Annotated in this window: 19 protein-coding genes; 4 read left to right on the forward strand and 15 right to left on the reverse strand. The window is 71.5% G+C overall.

Going from position 1 to position 17,039, the window contains the following annotated elements; all coding sequences use genetic code 11:
- Positions 1-8: 8 nt before the first annotated feature.
- The 4 genes from FHS37_RS34510 to FHS37_RS34525 are packed head-to-tail and all read right to left on the reverse strand — an operon-like array spanning position 9 to position 3,104.
- Positions 9-1,016, reverse strand: a complete 1,008-nt coding sequence (locus FHS37_RS34510; protein ID WP_184828563.1) for a methionine synthase — start codon at positions 1,014-1,016, stop codon at positions 9-11.
- A gap of 31 nt (positions 1,017-1,047) precedes the next feature.
- A complete protein-coding gene (locus FHS37_RS34515) occupies positions 1,048-1,746 on the reverse strand; it encodes an SDR family oxidoreductase (protein ID WP_184828565.1) in 699 nt (232 codons plus the stop codon).
- An 18-nt stretch (positions 1,747-1,764) separates the two neighbouring features.
- Positions 1,765-2,304, reverse strand: a complete 540-nt coding sequence (locus FHS37_RS34520) for an LOG family protein (protein WP_184828567.1) — start codon at positions 2,302-2,304, stop codon at positions 1,765-1,767.
- Positions 2,301-3,104 (reverse strand): class I SAM-dependent methyltransferase, encoded by an 804-nt coding sequence (locus FHS37_RS34525; RefSeq protein ID WP_184828569.1) that lies wholly within the window; start codon positions 3,102-3,104, stop codon positions 2,301-2,303. Before FHS37_RS34525 ends, FHS37_RS34520 begins: the two co-directional genes overlap by 4 nt.
- Before the next feature lie 74 nt (positions 3,105-3,178).
- Here FHS37_RS34525 and FHS37_RS34530 point away from each other — a divergent pair, with 74 nt between their 5' ends.
- Together FHS37_RS34530 and FHS37_RS34535 are read left to right on the forward strand one after the other, a co-directional pair.
- Positions 3,179-3,502: a DUF427 domain-containing protein gene (locus FHS37_RS34530; RefSeq protein WP_184828571.1), complete on the forward strand. Its 324-nt coding sequence runs from the start codon at positions 3,179-3,181 to the stop codon at positions 3,500-3,502.
- Between the two features lie 80 nt (positions 3,503-3,582).
- Positions 3,583-4,362, forward strand: a complete 780-nt coding sequence (locus FHS37_RS34535; RefSeq protein WP_184828573.1) for an alpha/beta fold hydrolase — start codon at positions 3,583-3,585, stop codon at positions 4,360-4,362.
- Positions 4,363-4,399: 37 nt separating this feature from the next.
- Here FHS37_RS34535 and mnmA read toward each other — a convergent pair whose 3' ends face one another.
- Positions 4,400-5,530, reverse strand: coding sequence for a tRNA 2-thiouridine(34) synthase MnmA (gene mnmA / locus FHS37_RS34540; protein WP_184828574.1), 1,131 nt, complete (start codon positions 5,528-5,530; stop codon positions 4,400-4,402).
- Positions 5,531-5,589: 59 nt separating this feature from the next.
- Between mnmA and FHS37_RS34545 the strand changes: the two genes are divergently transcribed.
- Positions 5,590-6,261: an N-acetylmuramoyl-L-alanine amidase gene (locus tag FHS37_RS34545; protein WP_184828577.1), complete on the forward strand. Its 672-nt coding sequence runs from the start codon at positions 5,590-5,592 to the stop codon at positions 6,259-6,261.
- A gap of 339 nt (positions 6,262-6,600) precedes the next feature.
- Here FHS37_RS34545 and FHS37_RS34550 read toward each other — a convergent pair whose 3' ends face one another.
- From FHS37_RS34550 to FHS37_RS34560, 3 genes are all read right to left on the reverse strand, one after another.
- Entirely contained in the window at positions 6,601-7,770 is a 1,170-nt protein-coding gene (locus tag FHS37_RS34550) for a cysteine desulfurase family protein (protein ID WP_184828578.1), read from the reverse strand.
- A gap of 85 nt (positions 7,771-7,855) precedes the next feature.
- The gene (locus FHS37_RS34555) at positions 7,856-8,122 is read right to left on the reverse strand and encodes a DUF4190 domain-containing protein (protein WP_184828580.1); all 267 of its coding nucleotides are present in this window, start codon (positions 8,120-8,122) and stop codon (positions 7,856-7,858) included.
- A 58-nt stretch (positions 8,123-8,180) separates the two neighbouring features.
- On the reverse strand, positions 8,181-8,348 hold the full coding sequence (locus FHS37_RS34560; protein WP_184828582.1) for a hypothetical protein: 168 nt from the start codon (positions 8,346-8,348) through the stop codon (positions 8,181-8,183).
- 115 nt (positions 8,349-8,463) lie between these two features.
- Here FHS37_RS34560 and FHS37_RS34565 point away from each other — a divergent pair, with 115 nt between their 5' ends.
- Positions 8,464-9,150: a TetR family transcriptional regulator gene (locus tag FHS37_RS34565; RefSeq protein ID WP_184828583.1), complete on the forward strand. Its 687-nt coding sequence runs from the start codon at positions 8,464-8,466 to the stop codon at positions 9,148-9,150.
- 122 nt (positions 9,151-9,272) lie between these two features.
- Here the strand turns inward: FHS37_RS34565 and FHS37_RS34570 are convergent, their stop codons facing one another.
- The 7 genes from FHS37_RS34570 to FHS37_RS34600 all read right to left on the reverse strand — a co-directional run bounded on the left by FHS37_RS34570 (position 9,273) and on the right by FHS37_RS34600 (position 16,985).
- Entirely contained in the window at positions 9,273-10,133 is an 861-nt protein-coding gene (locus FHS37_RS34570) for a thioesterase family protein (RefSeq protein WP_184828585.1), read from the reverse strand.
- 59 nt (positions 10,134-10,192) lie between these two features.
- A complete protein-coding gene (locus tag FHS37_RS34575; protein ID WP_184828587.1) occupies positions 10,193-10,849 on the reverse strand; it encodes a trimeric intracellular cation channel family protein in 657 nt (218 codons plus the stop codon).
- Between the two features lie 122 nt (positions 10,850-10,971).
- Positions 10,972-12,231 (reverse strand): ABC transporter ATP-binding protein, encoded by a 1,260-nt coding sequence (locus FHS37_RS34580; protein ID WP_184828588.1) that lies wholly within the window; start codon positions 12,229-12,231, stop codon positions 10,972-10,974.
- Positions 12,228-13,229, reverse strand: coding sequence for an ABC transporter ATP-binding protein (locus FHS37_RS34585; RefSeq protein ID WP_184828590.1), 1,002 nt, complete (start codon positions 13,227-13,229; stop codon positions 12,228-12,230). The genes FHS37_RS34580 and FHS37_RS34585 overlap by 4 nt, the downstream gene beginning before the upstream one ends.
- 6 nt (positions 13,230-13,235) lie before the next feature.
- A complete protein-coding gene (locus FHS37_RS34590) occupies positions 13,236-14,195 on the reverse strand; it encodes an ABC transporter permease (protein ID WP_184828592.1) in 960 nt (319 codons plus the stop codon).
- 1 nt (position 14,196) lies between these two features.
- The gene (locus tag FHS37_RS34595; RefSeq protein WP_184828594.1) at positions 14,197-15,201 is read right to left on the reverse strand and encodes an ABC transporter permease; all 1,005 of its coding nucleotides are present in this window, start codon (positions 15,199-15,201) and stop codon (positions 14,197-14,199) included.
- 113 nt (positions 15,202-15,314) lie between these two features.
- Positions 15,315-16,985, reverse strand: a complete 1,671-nt coding sequence (locus tag FHS37_RS34600) for an ABC transporter substrate-binding protein (protein ID WP_184828595.1) — start codon at positions 16,983-16,985, stop codon at positions 15,315-15,317.
- Positions 16,986-17,039: the final 54 nt, after the last annotated feature.

The raw sequence follows: 17,039 nt of genomic DNA on the forward strand, positions 1-17,039 counted from the left end.
TCCTCCCGTTACTCAGGGTTGTCCGCGAGGGATCTCGCCGCCCGGACGCAGTGGGCGTAGGCCGTGCGCGCGTACTCCGGGGAGGCCCCCGCGAGTCCGCACGCCGGGGTGACCGTGACCGCCTCCGGGAGGAGTCCCGGCCGCAGCCCCAGCCTGCGCCACAGCGTCCTGACCCCCATGACGCTACCGGCAGGGTCTGACAACGGGGCGTCCGTGCCCGGGACGACACCGGCGAACAGCCGGGTGCCGTTCTCCACCGCCTCCCCGATCGCCTCGTCGTCACGCTCGGTGAGGAGGGAGAAGTCGAACGAGACCGCCGCCGCACCCGCGCGGCGCAGCAGGGCGAACGGGACGTCCGGTGCGCACGAGTGGACCACGACGGGCCCGCCCCCGTGCACCCCGACGACGTCCCGGAGCGTGGCCTCGACGGTCTGCCGGTCCACCGCGCGGTGGGTGCGGTAGCCGCTGGCGGTCCTCACCCGTCCGCGCAGGACGGCGGTGAGGGAGGGCTCGTCGAGCTGCAGGACGAGCTGCGCGCCGGGCACGCGCCGCCCCACCTCGGCGAGGTGGAGGCGCAGCCCCTCGGCGAGGGAGGCGGCGAGGTCGCGGCAGGCGCCCGGGTCGGACAGGGCGGCCTCGCCGTTCCTGAGCTCGAGGGAGGCGGCGAGCGTCCAGGGCCCCACCGCCTGCACCTTCAGCGGCCCCTGGTACTCCTGGGTGAACTCCTCCAGCGCGTCGAGGTCCTCGCCGAGCCAGGAGCGGGCCCGCCTGGTGTCCCGTCCCGGCCGGTCCCCGATCCGCCAGCCGCTGGGCTCCACGCGCGCGTACAGCTCGACGAGCATCCCGGTGGTCCGCCCGATCATGTCCGCGCCGGGCCCCCGGGCGGGCAGTTCGGGCAGGAACGGGAAGTCCTCGAAGCTCCCGGTGACGGTCTTGGCGGCCTCGCGGGCGTCCCCGCCCGGCATGGACCCGATCCCGGTGGCGGGCCCGAACCTGAACTGGCTGTTTTCGCTCACCCGAGAAGACTACGGAACGGACGGGCCCGGCTCATCGCCCCGGGCGCACCGTCAGGTCGTTGACCTCCGCGTCCCGGGGCAGGTCGAGGGCCATGAGGACGGTCGTGGCGACCGACTCGGGGTCGATCCACCGGGCGGGGTCGTAGTCCTTGCCCTCCTGCCGGTGGACCTTGGCCTGCATGGGGCTGGCGGTGCGGCCCGGGTAGACCGAGGTCACGCGGACGCCGTTGCCGTGCTCCTCGTGGCGCAGGGAGTCGGCGAGGGCCTTCAGCCCGTGCTTGGAGGCCGCGTACGCGGACCAGTCGGCGTGGGCGTTCAGACCGGCGCCGGAGTTGACGAAGACCACGTGGCCGCGGCTCGCGCGGAGCTGGGGCAGGAAGAGCCGGGTCAGCTCGGCGGGGGCGATCAGGTTGACGTCGAGCTGGTGGCGCCAGGTCTTCGGGGTGAGCTCGCCGACCGGACCGAGGTCCACCACGCCGGCGATGTGCAGCAGGGAGTCGACCCGGTCCGGGAGCGACTGGTGGGAGAAGGCCCAGCTGAGCCGGTCGGGGTCCGCCAGGTCGCCGACGAGGGTGCGGGCGCCGGGGAACTGGGCCGCCAGCTCCTTCGCGCGGCCCGCGTCCCGCGCGTGCAGCACGAGCTCGTCCCCGCGCGCGTGCAGGCGGCGGGCGACGGCCGCGCCGATGCCGGAGCCGGCCCCGGTGATCACATGTGTAGCCATGCCCGCCATGCTCGCATCACCGCGCGGTCACTCCACGCCCAGGCTCTCCTCCAGATAGGCCAGCGCGCCCACCGGCTCCTCGGCGAAGAACACCAGCTCGGCCAGCGGGCGGGGCAGGAAGCCCTCGTCCTCCATGCGGCGGAACTGCTCCTTCAGCCCGTCGTAGAAGCCCGCCGTGTTGAGCAGGACCACCGGCTTGTCGGTGTGTCCGTGCTTCTTCAGCTCCAGGATCTCGGTGGCCTCGTCGAGGGTGCCGGTGCCGCCCACCATGATCACCACGGCGTCGGCCTTCTCCAGCAGCAGCCTCTTGCGCTCGGCGAGGTCCTTCGCGATCACCATCTCGTCGACGCCGTCGCGCGCCTTCGCCGCGAGGAACTCCACCGATACCCCGCAGAGCCGGCCGCCCGCCTCCTGCGCCCCGTCGGCGACGACCTTCATCAGGCCGGTGTCCGAACCGCCCCAGACGAGCGTGTGCCCGCCCTTGCCCAGGAGCCGCGCGAACTCCCGCGCGGGGCGTGTGTAGCGTTCGTCGAGGTCGGCGGCGGAGAGGAAGACACAGATGTTCACGGCCCCACAGTACGGGCCCGGTCGGACATCGCGGTCAGCCGTATCTTCGACTGCCGGTGCGGCAGCTCCTCCCAGTCGTCCATGAACCGCGCCGCCAGGCCGTGCTTCGCGGCCAGTTCGACGAGCGTCTCCGTCCGGTAGTAGAAGTCCTCGTGCAGCACCTGGTGCTCCTCCCCCTCCGTGCGGTCGAAGGTGAAGTCGAAGAACCCGCCCGGTGCGAGCACCCGGCCGACGTGGGCGAAGCACTCCTCTATGACGTGCCGGGGCGAGTGCGAGAAGACGCTGTGCGCGTGCACGACGTCGAAGTGGTGGTCGGGCAGGAAGGCGAGGGTCAGGTCGTTCGCGAGCGTCAGGTGGGGCAGCTTGGCCTGGAGTCCCTCGCGGACGAGGGTGTCCTGGGCGGCGAGCAGGATGTGCGGCGAGATGTCGATGCCGTAGTAGTGGCCGGGCTCCAGGTGGTCGATGAACAGGCGGCCCGCGCGGAGGTTGCCGCAGCCGATCTCCAGCATCCGGTGGTGGGGTTCCAGGCCGTGCCGCACCAGGTAGTCGAACTGCATCCGGCCGATCCTGGCCCACTGCTCGCGCGAGGGGTTGTGGCCCACCGCGGCCTCGGCGCTGCGGGCGGCGTCGGAGGCCATCACCGCGCGGTAGTAGGCGATGTGGTCGCGGTGGAGCAGCCGCAGCCAGGCGTCCCGCAGGGCGCGCCGCGCGTGGGCGGGGACGCGCCGCGGATGGCGCAGGGCGTAACGGACCCGGTGGGCGAGGGTTCCGCGGTTCCTGCCGGTGTGCGTGGTTCCCATCCGGCCTCCTCGGGAAGAACTCGGCTTCAGCGTGCGCTGTATCAGGCAGCCCGGCCACCCGAGGAGGTTCGATCGTGACCACAGGCCACCGCATCACCGTCGAGGAGAGCGACCGGCACGTGCGCGCGGTGCACGGCGGGCAGGTGCTGGCGGAGAGCGACCGGGCGCTGGTGCTGAAGGAGACGGGCTGCCCGGACCGGTACTACATCCCGCCGGAGGACGTGCGCCTCGACCTGCTGACGCCCTCCGGTACGCACACCCACTGCCCCTTCAAGGGCACCGCGTCCTACTGGTCGCTGCCGGACGCGGCCGATCTGGTCTGGGCGTACCCGGAGCCGAAGCCGGACGTCGCGGAGATCAAGGACCACCTCTGCTTCTACGAGGTGGAAGTGCGCTGATCGCGTGGAAGGGTTGCGATCGGCGGACGCGCCGTCCGCCTCACCGACTAATTCCGCGCCGTGCGGCAGTCTGGTGAGGCATGGACAAGAACATCCTTTCGCGCGACGGCACCTCCCTCGGGTACGAGAGCGCCGGGCGGGGGTCCGCGGTCGTCCTCGTCAGCGGTGCGATGTCGACGGGCGCCACGGTGGCGCCGCTGGCCGCGCCGCTCTCGGAGCGGTTCCGGGTCGCCGTGTACGACCGCCGGGGCCGCGGTGCGAGCGGGGACACCGCGCCGTACGCGGTGGAGCGCGAGGTCGAGGACCTGGCGGCGGTGATCGGGGCGATGGGCGGCGAGGCGTCGCTGTACGGCGTCTCCTCGGGCGGTGCGCTGGCGCTCAGGGCGGCGGCGAGCGGGCTGCCGGTGCGCCACGTCGCCGTGTACGAGACGCCGTACGCGATGTCCGGGGACGCCCTGCGGGAGCGTGCGCAGTACACCGAGCGGCTGACGGCGGCGCTGGCCGAGGGGCGGCGCGGGGACGCGGTGGAGCTCTTCCTGCGGCTGACCGGACTGGACGAGGCGGTGATCCAGGGCGCCCGGCAGTCCCCCCTGTGGGCCGGGATGGAGTCCCTCGCCCCGAGCCTCGCGTACGACGACGCCGTCATGGGCGACGGAAGCGTCCCCCGGGAGCTGCTGTCGTCGATCCGCGTGCCGGTGCTGGCGATCGCGGGCGACGGGAGCCCGGCGTGGATGCGCGAGGCCGCGCGGGCGGTCGCGGACGCGGTGCCCCGGGGGGCGTACCGCGTCCTGGAGGGGCAGACCCACATGGCCGACCCGGAGGTCCTGGCGCCGGTGCTGGCGGAGTTCTTCGCGCGGTGAGGCGGCGGGCCGGCGCCGGGCGGGGGCCCGGCCGGCGTCAGACCGCGTCCGCCGTCGCGCGGACCGTCGACGCGATGGTCGCCGAGCCGACCACGCGCGTGCCGTCGTACAGCACGATCGCCTGGCCGGGGGCGACGCCGCGGACGGGCTCGGTGAAGCGGACCCGGAGCTCGCCGTCGACGAGCTCCGCCGTCACCTCGGTCTCGCCGCCGTGGGCGCGCAGCTGGGCCGTGTAGGTGCCGGGACCGGCCGGGGCGGCGCCGCACCAGCGGGGCTTGACCGCGGTCAGGGCGCCGACGTCCAGGGAGGCCGCCGGGCCGACGGTGACCGTGTTGGTCACCGGGGAGATGTCGAGGACGTAGCGCGGCTTGCCGTCGGGGGCGGGGGTGCCGATCCTGAGGCCCTTGCGCTGGCCGATGGTGAAGCCGTACGCGCCCTCGTGCGTGCCGATCTTGGCGCCGGACTCGTCGACGATGTCGCCCTCCGCCCTGCCGAGGCGGTCGGCGAGGAAGCCCTGGGTGTCGCCGTCGGCGATGAAGCAGATGTCGTGCGAGTCGGGCTTCTTGGCGACGGCGAGTCCGCGGCGCTCGGCCTCCGCTCGGATCTCCTCCTTGGTGGTGACCGTGTCGCCGAGCGGGAACATCGCGTGGGCGAGCTGGCGGTCGTCCAGCACGCCGAGGACGTAACTCTGGTCCTTGGCCATGTCGGAGGCGCGGTGCAGCTCGCGCGTGCCGTCCTCGCGCAGGACCACCTTGGCGTAGTGGCCGGTGCAGACGGCGTCGAAGCCGAGCGCGAGCGCCTTGTCCAGCAGCGCGGCGAACTTGATCTTCTCGTTGCAGCGCAGGCAGGGGTTCGGGGTGCGGCCGGCCTCGTACTCGGCGACGAAGTCCTCGACGACGTCCTCGCGGAAGCGGTCGGCGAGGTCCCACACGTAGAACGGGATGCCGATGACGTCGGCGGCACGGCGGGCGTCGCGCGAGTCCTCGATGGTGCAACAGCCCCGCGCGCCGGTACGGAACGACTGCGGGTTCGCGGAGAGCGCGAGGTGGACGCCGGTCACGTCGTGGCCCGCCTCGGCCGCGCGGGCGGCGGCGACGGCGGAGTCGACGCCACCGGACATGGCGGCCAGGACGCGGAGGGGGCGGGAGGGCTGCGGGGTGTCAGTCATAGCCCTTCCAGGGTACGGGGCGCGGGAACCGGGGCCGCCGCGTATGCGTTGAAGATCGCATGGGGGCGAGAAGAGCATCCGGGAACAAGGACGGGGACCGGCGCATCGGGCGGCGGGCCCTGATCGTGGGCGGGGCGGCGGCCGCGGCGGGCACGGCGGTGCTGGCGCGGGACGAGCTGGCCCGGCTGTGGTGGCGCGTGCCCGGGGTGGAGAAGCCGCGTGAGCCGGGTGCGGTCGACCACGCGGGCGCCCGCTGGGTGGCGGCCTCGGACGCCAACTGGCGCGGCGCGGACCGGCCGGACGACTTCGGCATCGACATGGTGATCGTCCACGTCACCCAGGGCAGCTTCGACAGCGCGGTGAAGGCGTTCCAGGACCCGGGGCACAAGGCGGCCACGCACTACATCGTCGGCCAGGACGGGCGCGTCACCCAGATGATCCGCGAGCTGGACGTGGCGTACCACGCGGGCAACCGCGACTACAACGAGCGCAGCGTCGGCATCGAGCACGAGGGCTTCGTGGACCGCCCCCAGGACTTCACGGACGAGATGTACGAGGCCTCGGCACGGCTCACGGCCCGGATATGCGCGCGCTACGACATCCCGGTCGACCGGGAGCACATCATCGGCCACGTCGAGGTGCCGGGCACGGACCACACCGACCCCGGCCCGCACTGGGACTGGGACCGCTACATGCAGCTCGTGCGTCGGGCGCGCACGGGGACGGCTTGAGACCGCCACCCGGATAATCCGGACAAAAAATCATCCTTCACCCCCTTCCATCCGGAACTGGACGTTCTATCCTGGAAACAGGCCTACGGGACGAGTGAGGGAGTTCGACCGGAGTAGCCGACTTCGGCGAGAAGTCTCGGCTTCCGCTGGTGCCGACGTCGACGGTCGGGCTGAGAGGCCGGAAGGTCGCAAGACCGGAAGGCGACCCCTAGTCACCTGATCCGGGTCATACCGGCGAAGGGAACCCGTCTCGTAGGTCCTTCGTCGTGTCCGGGTCCTTCGTCGTGTCCGGGGGAGCCCGGTCTCTCGCCCCGGGCGACTCACCCGGCCGGACCGCCCCTAGGTCAGTCCCGCCGCCCGGGCCCGCTCCACCGCCGGGCCGATGGCCTTGGCCAGGGCCTCCACGTCGGCCTCCGTGGACGTGTGGCCGAGGGAGAAGCGGAGGGTGCCGCGGGCCAGCTCGGGATCGGTGCCGGTGGCCAGCAGGACGTGGCTGGGCTGGGCGACGCCGGCGGTGCAGGCCGAACCGGTGGAGCACTCGATGCCCTGGGCGTCCAGCAGCAGGAGCAGGGAGTCGCCCTCGCAGCCGGGGAAGGTGAAGTGCGCGTTGGCGGGAAGTCGTCCCCCGGGGGCGGGGTCGCCGCCGAGGATCGCGTCGGGGACGGCGCCGCGGACCGCGGCGACCAGGTCGTCGCGCAGGGCGCCGATCTCGCGGGCGAACCACTCCTGCTGCTCGGCGGCCAGCCGCCCGGCGACGGCGAAGGAGGCGATCGCGGGCACGTCCAGCGTGCCGGAGCGGACGTGGCGCTCCTGGCCGCCGCCGTGCAGGACCGGCACGGGGGTGTGCTCACGGCCCAGGACCAGCGCGCCGATGCCGTACGGGCCGCCGATCTTGTGACCAGACAGCGTCATCGCGGCGAGCCCGGAGGCGGCGAAGTCCACCGGGACCTGACCGAAGGCCTGGACCGCGTCGGAGTGCAGTGGGACGTCGAACTCGGCGGCCGCCTCGGCGAGTTCGCGGACCGGCAGGATGGTCCCGATCTCGTTGTTGGCCCACATGACCGTGGCGAGGGCGACGTCGTCGGGGTCGCGGGCGATGGCCTCGCGCAGGGCGTCCGGGTGGACCCGGCCGTGGGAGTCGACCGGCAGGTACTCGACGGTGGCGCCCTCGTGCTCGCCGAGCCAGTGGACGGCGTCGAGGACGGCATGGTGCTCGACGGGGCTGGCGAGGACCCGGGTGCGGGCCGGGTCCGCGTCACGGCGGGACCAGTACAGGCCCTTCACGGCGAGGTTGTCGGCCTCGGTGCCGCCGGAGGTGAAGACCACCTCGCTGGGACGGGCGCCGAAAGCCTCGGCGAGGGTTTCGCGGGCCTCCTCGACGGTGCGGCGGGCCCGGCGGCCGGCCGCGTGGAGGGAGGAGGCGTTGCCGGTGACGCCCAGGTGCGCGGTGAGTGCCTCGACTGCCTCGGGAAGCATCGGGGTGGTCGCGGCGTGGTCGAGGTAAGCCATGGTGGGGCCGATTCTACGGGCCCCGGTGCACCGGCTCCGGGCCGCGGTCGGCCGGAATGCGACGCCGGCTCGGGGGCTCCGGGGCTCAGAAACTCCAGGAGACCGTGTGGTCGGCCTGGACGAACGCCGCCAGGACCAGCAGGTCGGCGACGCCGAGGCCGAGCCCCAGGAGGGCACGGCCGCGGCGGGCGGTGCCCCGCCACAGCGCCACGCCCGCCAGCGCGACGGCGATCGGGCCGAGGACGACGTTGAGGACGAGCAGGCCCAGCAGGCCCAGGACGAACGACGCGACGGCCATGCCGTCGGCGTCCCGGGGACCGGTGCGCCGGTTCGCCGGTGCGGTGAGCTGCATGGTGATCGACTCCCACGGTCGGGGCGGTCGGACGGAGGGCGGCCTCGCGGCCGGGAGGTCAGCGCGCCGAGGAGCCGCGTCCGCGGCCGTGGCGCTCGCGCAGGGCGAAGACGCCGAGCCAGACGGCGATGACGGCACCCGCGACGGCGGAGAAGGAGAACGGCGCGTGGGCCACGGTGCCCAGGAGCACGCCGAGCAGCAGAAGGGCGGCGACGAGGAACAGCACGGGTCGGATCCCCCACGTGTCGGTGAACGGTTGCGGTTACATCTGTTCACTGACTACCCAGTCTAGCCGTTTGCGCACCTTTCCAATTCCGGAGAACAGTTGTTAACTGCATGGCATGAGTCACACCCTCGGCGTCCGGCAGGCCCAGAAGCAGAAGACCCGGCGGGCGCTCCTCGACGCGGCCCTGGGACTCCTCGAGGGGCAGAGCCTGAGCAGCCTGGGCCTGCGTGAGGTCACCCGCGCCGTGGGGGTCGCCCCGACCGCCTTCTACCGGCACTTCCGGTCCACCGCGGACCTGGGTGTGGCGCTGGTCGAGGAGGCGCTGGGCAGTCTGCACCCGACGATCCGGACGACGGTGTCCACCACCGGCGACAGCGAGGAACGCATCGCGCGTGCCGTCGAGTTGATCGCCGACCACGTGGACGCACATCCCGCGCACGTCCGTTTCATCGCCCGGGAGCGGCACGGCGGGGTCCAGCCGGTCCGGGAGGCGATACGGGAGCAACTCGCCCGGTTCGCGGGGGAGGTCGGGGAGGCGCTGGCCGAGGACCCGGTCTCCGCCGGCTGGAGCGAGGACGACCGGCTGATGCTGGCCCAGCTCTACGTCGACCAGATGCTCGTCACGGCCTCGCTCTTCCTGGAGGCGCTGGAGGCGGGAACGGAAGCGGAGGCGGGCCCGCGGAAGCGGGAACAGGAGCGGGAGCGTGTGACGCGGCTGGCGACCCGTCAGCTGCGGTTGATCGGCATCGGCCGCCGGCACTGGCTGGACGGACCGGCCGGGGACGGCCTCGCCGCCTCCTGACGCGCGCCGCTGCCTGACGACGGCCGTCGCCACGACGCGCACCGCCTCGTGACGACGGCCGCCCCGGGAGCGGGACGGCCGTCGTGCGGGCTCGTGCGGGAGGCGGGCCGGAGGCCTGCGGCTCAGCCCAGCCGTGCGCGCGCGAGCTGGCGGGACTGGGCCACCAGCCGGTCGGCGCTGTCCCAGACCTCGGCGTCCTCCTCCAGGAAGCCGCCGGCCAGGTTGCGGGTGGTGATCGACACGCGCAGCGGGCCCGGTGCCGGGCGGCAGCGGACGTGGACGGTCAGCTCCACCGTGGGGACCCAACCGGACAGGCCCAGTTCGAAGGCGGTCGGCGGCAGGGCGTCCACCGCGAGGAGCAGCGCGAACGGGTCGGGGTCCCGGCCGTCGGCGAGACCGAACCAGGCCCGCATCTCCCCCTTGCCGGAGGGCTGACCGAGTGCCCATCCCAGGGTCGAGGGGTCGAGTTTGAGCATCAGGCGCTCGGTGATGGCGGAACTGCCGTCGACCGGGGTGGGGCCGTCCTCCGGACCGAAGCACTGCTCCATCGGCGGGATCGCGGGCGGCACGGCCGTCGTCCGGACGTCGTCGGGGAGGGAGTCGAGGTCGCCGTAGGAGGCGAGGACGCGGATGCGCTCGACCTCGCGGCCCTGGTCGTCGTGCTGGAAGAGGGACGCCTGACCGGTCGACAGGGTCCGCCCGGTGCGCACGGTCTCGGTGCGGACGACCGCGGGGCCGGGCTGGGAGGCGGTCAGGTAGTGCGCGGAGATGGTGAACGGGTCGGGGTGCGGCAGGGTGTCCGCGAGCGCACGGCCCAGGACGGCCAGCAGATAGCCGCCGTTGACGGCGTTGATGATCGTCCAGCCGGCGGAGAGGTCGATGTCGTAGACGCCGGGCGCGCGCGGGGTGAGCGCGGTGTCGCGGTCGAACTCACTGGCGCCGATGGCGGCCCTGACGGGCTGGGCGGAGGCTGCTTCTGGCATGGCTGAACAGTACAAGAAGATAATACTAAGCGGTAGCTTTGCCGACGCGTCCCCGGGGACTACTCCTCCTGGACCGTCGAACGGCGGTGCCACGCGCGGGGAGCCCGCCAGTGGTAGCGCATCGCGAGCAGCCGCAGCACGAAGGCCGTGACCACGGCGGCGCTGCTGGTCCCCGCGTTCAGCACGTCGTAGCGGATGCACAGCGCGGTCAGAGCGGCGCCGACGACGGCCGGGACGGCGTACAGGTCGCGGTCCCAGCGCAGCAGCGACGGCACCTCGTTGGCGAGCACGTCGCGCAGCACACCGCCGCCGACCGCGGTGGCCAGGCCCAGACAGGCCGAGGCGGTCAGGCCGAGGCCGTGGTCGTACGCCTTGGTCGTGCCGACGACGCAGAACAGGCCGAGGCCGGCCGCGTCGAAGACGTTGACGGCGGTCTGGATGCGCTCCACGTGCGGGTGGAGGAAGAAGACCAGGACCGTGGCGAGCAGCGGGGTGACGAAGTACCCCAGGTCCGTGAAGGCGGCGGGCGGTACGGCGCCGATGACCAGGTCGCGGAAGAGCCCGCCGCCGAGTGCGGTGACCTCGGCGAGTACGGCGATGCCGAAGACGTCGAAGTTCTTGCGGACGGCCAGCAGGGCGCCGGAGATCGCGAAGACGAAGATGCCGATCAGGTCGAGCGTGTGCAGGACGGACGGACTGAACAGTTGCTGGAGCACCCTCATATTCTCACCCAGCAAGAACCCCTCGCCTTGCAAACCAAGGCGAGGGGTGGTGTGAACTTGCTGTCCGTAAACCTTTCAGCGGAGCCGTGCGAGGTTCCGGGAAGGACGGCGGTCCGTCAGCCGGTCTTGTCCTGCTCCTTCTCCTTGCCGGACGCGTCCGGTGCTGCGGCGTCGCGGTCCTTCGCGACGGCGTCGGCCGTCCGGTCGCCCGGGGTCTCGGCCGCCGCCGGCACCTTATCCTTGACCGCCGCGGCGTCCGGCTTGGTCGTCGAGTCGGCCGGCAGGAGGGCGGCGGGAACCTCCGCCTCGTCCTCGGCCTGCTCGACGACCACGTCCTCGCTCTCCGTGACGGCCTCGATGCCGGTGGGCCGGGTCAGCCCCAGCTTCCCCGACTCGATCTCCTCGGCGAAGTGGCAGGCCACCCGGTGGCCGCCGCCGACGTCCCGCAGTTCCGGCCGCTCGGTCGCGCACCGCTCGGCCTGGGCCCAGGGGCAGCGCGTGTGGAAACGGCAGCCGCTCGGCGGGTTCGCCGGGGAGGGCAGGTCACCGGTGAGCAGGATGCGCTCGCGCTTGTCCTCCACCTCCGGGTCCGGCACCGGCACGGCCGACATCAGGGCCTTGGTGTACGGGTGCTTCGGCTCGGCGTACAGCGCGTCGCTCGGTGCCTCCTCGACCAGCGAGCCCAGGTACATCACGCCGATCGTGTCGGAGATGTGCCGGACCACCGCGAGGTCGTGCGCGATCACCACGTAGGTCAGGCCGAGTTCCTCCTGGAGCTCCTCCAGCAGGTTGATGACCTGGGCCTGGACCGACACGTCGAGCGCGGAGACCGGCTCGTCGCAGATGATCACGTCCGGCTCGAGGACCAGCGCGCGGGCGATGCCGATGCGCTGGCGCTGGCCGCCGGAGAACTCGTGCGGGTAGCGGGAGAGCGCGTTGGAGGGCAGGCCGACCTTGTCCAGGATCGACTTGATCTTCTCCCGGCGCTCCTCCTGGTCCTTGCCGATGCCGTGGGCGACCATGCCCTCGGACAGGATGGACTCGATGTTCTGCCGGGGGTTGAGCGAGCCCAGCGGGTCCTGGAAGACCATCTGGAGCCGGCGCCGGAAGCGGCGCATCTCCTCGCTCGGCAGCTTCGCCAGGTCGGTCCCGTCGAGGACGACCGAGCCCTCGGTGATGTCCACCAGCCGCAGCACCGACCGCCCCAGGGTGGTCTTGCCGCAGCCGGACTCGCCGACCAGGCCGTAGGTCTCGCCGGCCTCGACCTTCAGGGACACCCCGTCCACGGCGTAGACGTGGCCGACCGTGCGGTCGAACAGGATGCCCTTCTTGATCGGGAAGTGGACCTTGACGCCGTCCAGTTCGAGCAGGCTCATGCGGTGACCTCCTCGGCCTTCGCGTCGTCGAGTACGGGGTTGACGCACCGCACCTGGTGACCGGCCGCACGGGGCTCGGTGAGCTGCGGGGTGCCGGTCAGGCAGCCCATCTCGTACCGGTCGCAGCGGGGCGCGAAGGCGCAGCCGTCGGCCCAGGCGATGCGGTCGTTGATGGAGCCGCGGATGGGGCTCAGGGGCTCGCCCCTGGGGGCGTCCAGACGCGGGATGGAGCCCAGCAGTCCGTGCGCGTAGGGGTGGGTGGGGTGGGCGAACAGCTCGCGGCGCCCGGCGGACTCCACGACCCTGCCCGCGTAGAGCACGTTGACCTGGTCGCAGAGGCCGGCGACCACGCCCAGGTCGTGGGTGATCATCAGCAGGGCGGTGCCCTCCTGGTCCACGAGCTCCTTGAGCAGCTCCAGGATCTGCGCCTGGATCGTCACGTCGAGGGCCGTGGTGGGCTCGTCGGCGATGAGCATGCGCGGGGCGCAGGCCACCGCCATGGCGATCAGCGCGCGCTGGCGCATGCCGCCGGAGAGCTGGTGCGGGTACTCCTTGAGCCGCCGGGTCGGGTCGGGGATGCCGACCCGGTCCAGCAGGTGGGCGGCCTCCTTGCGGGCGGCCTCGCCCTTCATCCCGCGGTGGCGCTCCAGGATCTCGGTGACCTGCACGCCGACCGGCACGACCGGGTTGAGGGAGGACAGCGGATCCTGGAAGATCATCGCCATCTTGCTGCCGCGCAGGTCGCGGCGGGCGGACCGGCTCATGGTGAACAGGTCCGTGCCGTCGAATTCGGCGCGGCCGCCGACCGTGACGCCCTTGTCCGGGAGCAGGCCCATCAGGGCCAGGGAGGTGACGGACTTCCCGCAGCCGGACTCGCCGACCAGGCCCACGACCTGGCCCTGGTCGACCTCGAAGGAGACGCCGTCGACCGCCCGGGACTCCTTGCGGCCGCGGCCGCCGAAGGTGACGGTCAGTTCGTCGACAGTGAGCAGAGACATGGTGCTTCAGCCCTTCAGCTTCGGGTCGAGGGCTTCCCGCATGGCCTCGCCGAGCAGGGTGAAGCCGAGGGCGGTGATGATGATGCCGACGGCGGGGTAGACCGCCATCATCGGCGCGTTGTCGAAGAAGCGCTGCGCCTGGGTGAGCATGACGCCCCACTCGGGGATGGCCGGGTCGGGGTTGCCGAGGCCCAGGTAGGACAGGGCGGCCGCCTCGATGATCGCGGTGGCCAGGGAGAGCGTGGCCTGCACGATCACCGGGCTGAGCGAGTTGGGGACGATCTGCGAGACCACGATGCGCCGCTTGCGCACGCCCAGGGACCTGGCCGCGAGCACGTAGTCCGCGCCGCCCTGCGCCAGCATGGCGCCGCGCAGCAGTCGGGCGAACACCGGGATCTGGACCACACCCACGGCGATCATCACGGTGGTCAGCGACTGGCCCATGACGGCGGCGATGGACACGGCCAGCAGCAGCGAGGGCAGCGCCAGCATCATGTCGATGAAGCGCATGATGACGGAGTCGACGCGCTTTCCGGCGTCACCGCCGAGGGTGGCGGCGGCCCCGGAGACACCGCCGATCAGGAAGCCGATGATCAGGCCGATCAGCGTGGCGACGACACCGACGAGCAGCGTCTGACGGGCGCCGACCAGCATGCGGGAGAACACGTCCCGGCCGAGGTGGTCGAGCCCGAACCAGTTCTCGCCGCGCGCGCCGACGAACTCGCCCCGGTTGGGGAAGACCTCGTTCCGCCAGGTCTGGGCGGTCGGGGAGTACGGGGCGACGTAGGGCCCGACGATCGCGAGGACGAGGAACAGGGCGATGATGACCGCGCCGACGATCGCCATCTTGCTGTGCCTCAGGCGGCGGAGGGCCTCCCGCCACAGGCTGGCGCCGGTGCTGGTCTCCTTGACCGCGGTCAGTTCCGCGAGGCGCTGGATCTTGTCTGTCTTGGTGGCGACACTCACGTCAGTGCACCCGCACTCTCGGGTCGATGAGGCTGTACGCCAGGTCCACCAGCAGGTTGATCAGGACGTACACCAGCGCGATGAACATGATGAACCCGACGAGCACGGGGTAGTCGCGGGCGTCGATCGCCTGCCGGATGAAGGAGCCGATGCCGCCGAAGGCGAACACGGACTCGGTCAGGACGGCGCCGGACAGCAGGGAGCCCGTGAGCAGGCCGACCGCGGTCACCACGGGGAGCATCGCGTTGCGCAGCACGTGCCGGCCGCGGACGACGCTCCGCTTGAGGCCCTTGGCCTCGGCGGTGCGGACGTAGTCCTCGTCCTGCACCTCGAGGACGCTGGCGCGGGTCATGCGCACGATGACCGCGAGCGGGATGGAGGCCAGGGCGATGGAGGGGAGGATCAGGTGCGTGATCGCGTCCCAGGAGGCGTCGAACTCCCCGGTGAGGACGCCGTCCAGGACGGCGAAGCCGGTCACGCTCGTGGCGTCGATGCCGGTGTCCTGGCGTCCGTAGCTGGGGAAGATCCCGAGCTCGACGGCGAAGACGCCCTTGAGGATCAGGGCGAGGAAGAAGACCGGGATGCAGATGCCGACGAGCGAGCCGGAGACCGCGGTGACGTCGAGCCAGCCGCCGCGCTTGCGGGCGGCGAAGTAGCCGAGCGGGACGCCGACGGCCACGGCGATGAGGATCGCGAGGAGGGACAGTTCCACGGTCGCGGGGAAGCGCAGGACGAACTCGTCCCACACCGGCTGTCCGGTCTGGGTGGAGGTGCCCAGGTCGAGTTCGGCGATGCGCTTGAGGAAGCGCCAGTACTGGACGTAGACGGGCTGGTCCAGCCCGAGCGCACGGTTGATGCGCGCCACTTCGGCTTCGGTGGCCTTCTCCCCCAGGATCGCTGAGGCGGGTCCGCCGGGCAGCCGGTCGAGCCACAGGAAGAGCAGAACCGACAGGCCGAGCAGCGTGGGTATGAGCTGGAGCAGTCTTCGTACGACGAGACGCAGCACCCCGCATGCCCCTTTCTTGCGTGATGTCTTACATGAATGGACCCGCCCGGCCGCCGAGTTGCGACAGCCGGGCGGACCCCCCGTTCTTGCTTGTTCTCCTGCCGATTACGCGCTTACTTGAAGGAGGCCTCGGAGAAGACTTCCTGCGTCAGCGGGGAGACGTTCGGCGGGTTCACGTTCTTGGCGAAGGCGATGGCCGGCGGGGAGGAGGAGACCGGGACACCCGGGAGGTAGTCCATGATGACCTCGTTGGCCTTCTGGTAGGCCGCGACGCGCTCCTCGGCCTTGCCCATCTTCGAGCCGGCGTTCACGGCGTCGAAGACCTTCTTGTCCTTGAAGCCCCACTGCTTGTCGTACCCGGCGAACCAGGTGCCGATGAAGTTGTAGCCGTCGTTGAAGTCACCGGTCCAGCCGAGCATGTGCAGGTCGCAGGAGCCCGCCTCGGTGGCGTCGATGTAGTCCGGGGCCCACTTCATGGCCTTCGGCGTGACGGTGATGCCGGCCTTCTCCAGGTCGGCCTTCATCAGCTCGAACAGGTCCTGCGGGGCAGGCATGTACGGGCGGGTGACCTCGGTCGGGTAGCAGAACGTGACCTTGAGCTTCTCCTCACCGGCCTTCTTGAGGAGGTTCTTGGCCGCGGCGGTGTCGAACGGGTACTTCTTGACGTTCTTGGAGTAGCCCGCGATGGTGTCCGGCATGAACTGGTCGGCGACCTTGCCGCCCTCGGGCAGCTGGGTCTTGACCAGGTTCTCCTTGTCGATCGACTGCGCGATCGCCTGGCGGACTTCCTTCTTCTTGAGGGCCTTGTTGGCCTCCTGGCTCATGCCCACGTAGAAGAGGTTGAAGACGCCACGGGTCGGGACGACGTAGCCCTCCTTCTTGAGGGTCTCGACGTCGGCCGGGGCGACGAGGTCGTAGCCGTCGATGTCACCGGCCTGGAGCGCCTGGCGGCGGCCCTCCTCGGTGTCGATGGTGCGGAAGACCAGGTTCTTGATCTTCGCCTTCTCGCCCCAGTAGTCGTCGAAGCGCTCGAGGGTGACTTCCTTGTTGCCCTTGTTCCACTTGACGATCTTGTACGGGCCGGTACCGGCGACCGTGCCGGCCTCCTGGCTGTACTTGGGGTACGTGATGGCGTCGCCCTTGGCGGAGGCGTCCTGCTTCTTGTACTCCTCGATGGCCTTCGGCGAGTGGATCGCCAGGGCGTTGAGGGAGAAGCCGCCGGGGAGGTTGGCGGAGGGCTCCTTGACCTCGATGACGGCGGTGTGCTCGTCCTTCGCGGTGCAGGACTTGTAGTTCGCCTCGGGCGTCTCCTTGTCCTCGTTCTTCGCGAAGCCGCCCATGATGGTCTGCCAGTAGTAGGAGACCGCGCTGGACTGGTAGGTGCCCGTCCAGTTGAACCAGTGGTCGTAGTTGGCGCAGACGGCCGCGGCGTTGAACGCCTCGCCGTCGTGGAACTTCACGCCCTTGCGGAGGTTGAAGGTCCAGACGGTGCCCTTGTCGTTGCTCGACCAGGTCTCGGCGAGGCCGCCGACCAGCTTGGTGCCGCCGGACTCGTGCTCGAGGAGCGCCTCGAACGCCTGGCGCGTCACGCGGAAGGTTTCGCCGTCGCTCGCGAGGGCAGGGTCCAGGGAACCCGGGTCACCTGCACCGGCGAAGACGAAGGTGTCCTTCTCGCCGCCGTCCTTGCTCTTGTTGTCCCGTTCGCTGGAGCAGCCCGTGGCGATCAGACCGACCGCCACCGCGGCCGTGATCGCCCGAGCGGCTCGGGACTTGATTATGCGCATATTGGGGCCACTCCGGGTCCGCTATGTGGATGCACCTTGACCGGCCGAACACTA

Source organism: Streptomyces griseomycini, assembly GCF_014203535.1.
Classification (GTDB): Bacteria; Actinomycetota; Actinomycetes; order Streptomycetales; family Streptomycetaceae; genus Streptomyces; species Streptomyces griseomycini.

Bases quoted from the DNA above. Each gene is read 5' to 3' on its own strand.
- FHS37_RS34515 (WP_184828565.1), bottom strand. From the start codon at position 1,746: ATGGCGGGCATGGCTACACATGTGATCACCGGGGCCGGCTCCGGCATC.
- FHS37_RS34525 (WP_184828569.1), bottom strand. From the start codon at position 3,104: ATGGGAACCACGCACACCGGCAGGAACCGCGGAACCCTCGCCCACCGG.
- FHS37_RS34535 (WP_184828573.1), top strand. From the start codon at position 3,583: ATGGACAAGAACATCCTTTCGCGCGACGGCACCTCCCTCGGGTACGAG.
- mnmA (WP_184828574.1), bottom strand. From the start codon at position 5,530: ATGACTGACACCCCGCAGCCCTCCCGCCCCCTCCGCGTCCTGGCCGCC.
- FHS37_RS34545 (WP_184828577.1), top strand. From the start codon at position 5,590: ATGGGGGCGAGAAGAGCATCCGGGAACAAGGACGGGGACCGGCGCATC.
- FHS37_RS34550 (WP_184828578.1), bottom strand. From the start codon at position 7,770: ATGGCTTACCTCGACCACGCCGCGACCACCCCGATGCTTCCCGAGGCA.
- FHS37_RS34555 (WP_184828580.1), bottom strand. From the start codon at position 8,122: ATGCAGCTCACCGCACCGGCGAACCGGCGCACCGGTCCCCGGGACGCC.
- FHS37_RS34565 (WP_184828583.1), top strand. From the start codon at position 8,464: ATGAGTCACACCCTCGGCGTCCGGCAGGCCCAGAAGCAGAAGACCCGG.
- FHS37_RS34570 (WP_184828585.1), bottom strand. From the start codon at position 10,133: ATGCCAGAAGCAGCCTCCGCCCAGCCCGTCAGGGCCGCCATCGGCGCC.
- FHS37_RS34580 (WP_184828588.1), bottom strand. From the start codon at position 12,231: ATGAGCCTGCTCGAACTGGACGGCGTCAAGGTCCACTTCCCGATCAAG.
- FHS37_RS34585 (WP_184828590.1), bottom strand. From the start codon at position 13,229: ATGTCTCTGCTCACTGTCGACGAACTGACCGTCACCTTCGGCGGCCGC.
- FHS37_RS34600 (WP_184828595.1), bottom strand. From the start codon at position 16,985: ATGCGCATAATCAAGTCCCGAGCCGCTCGGGCGATCACGGCCGCGGTG.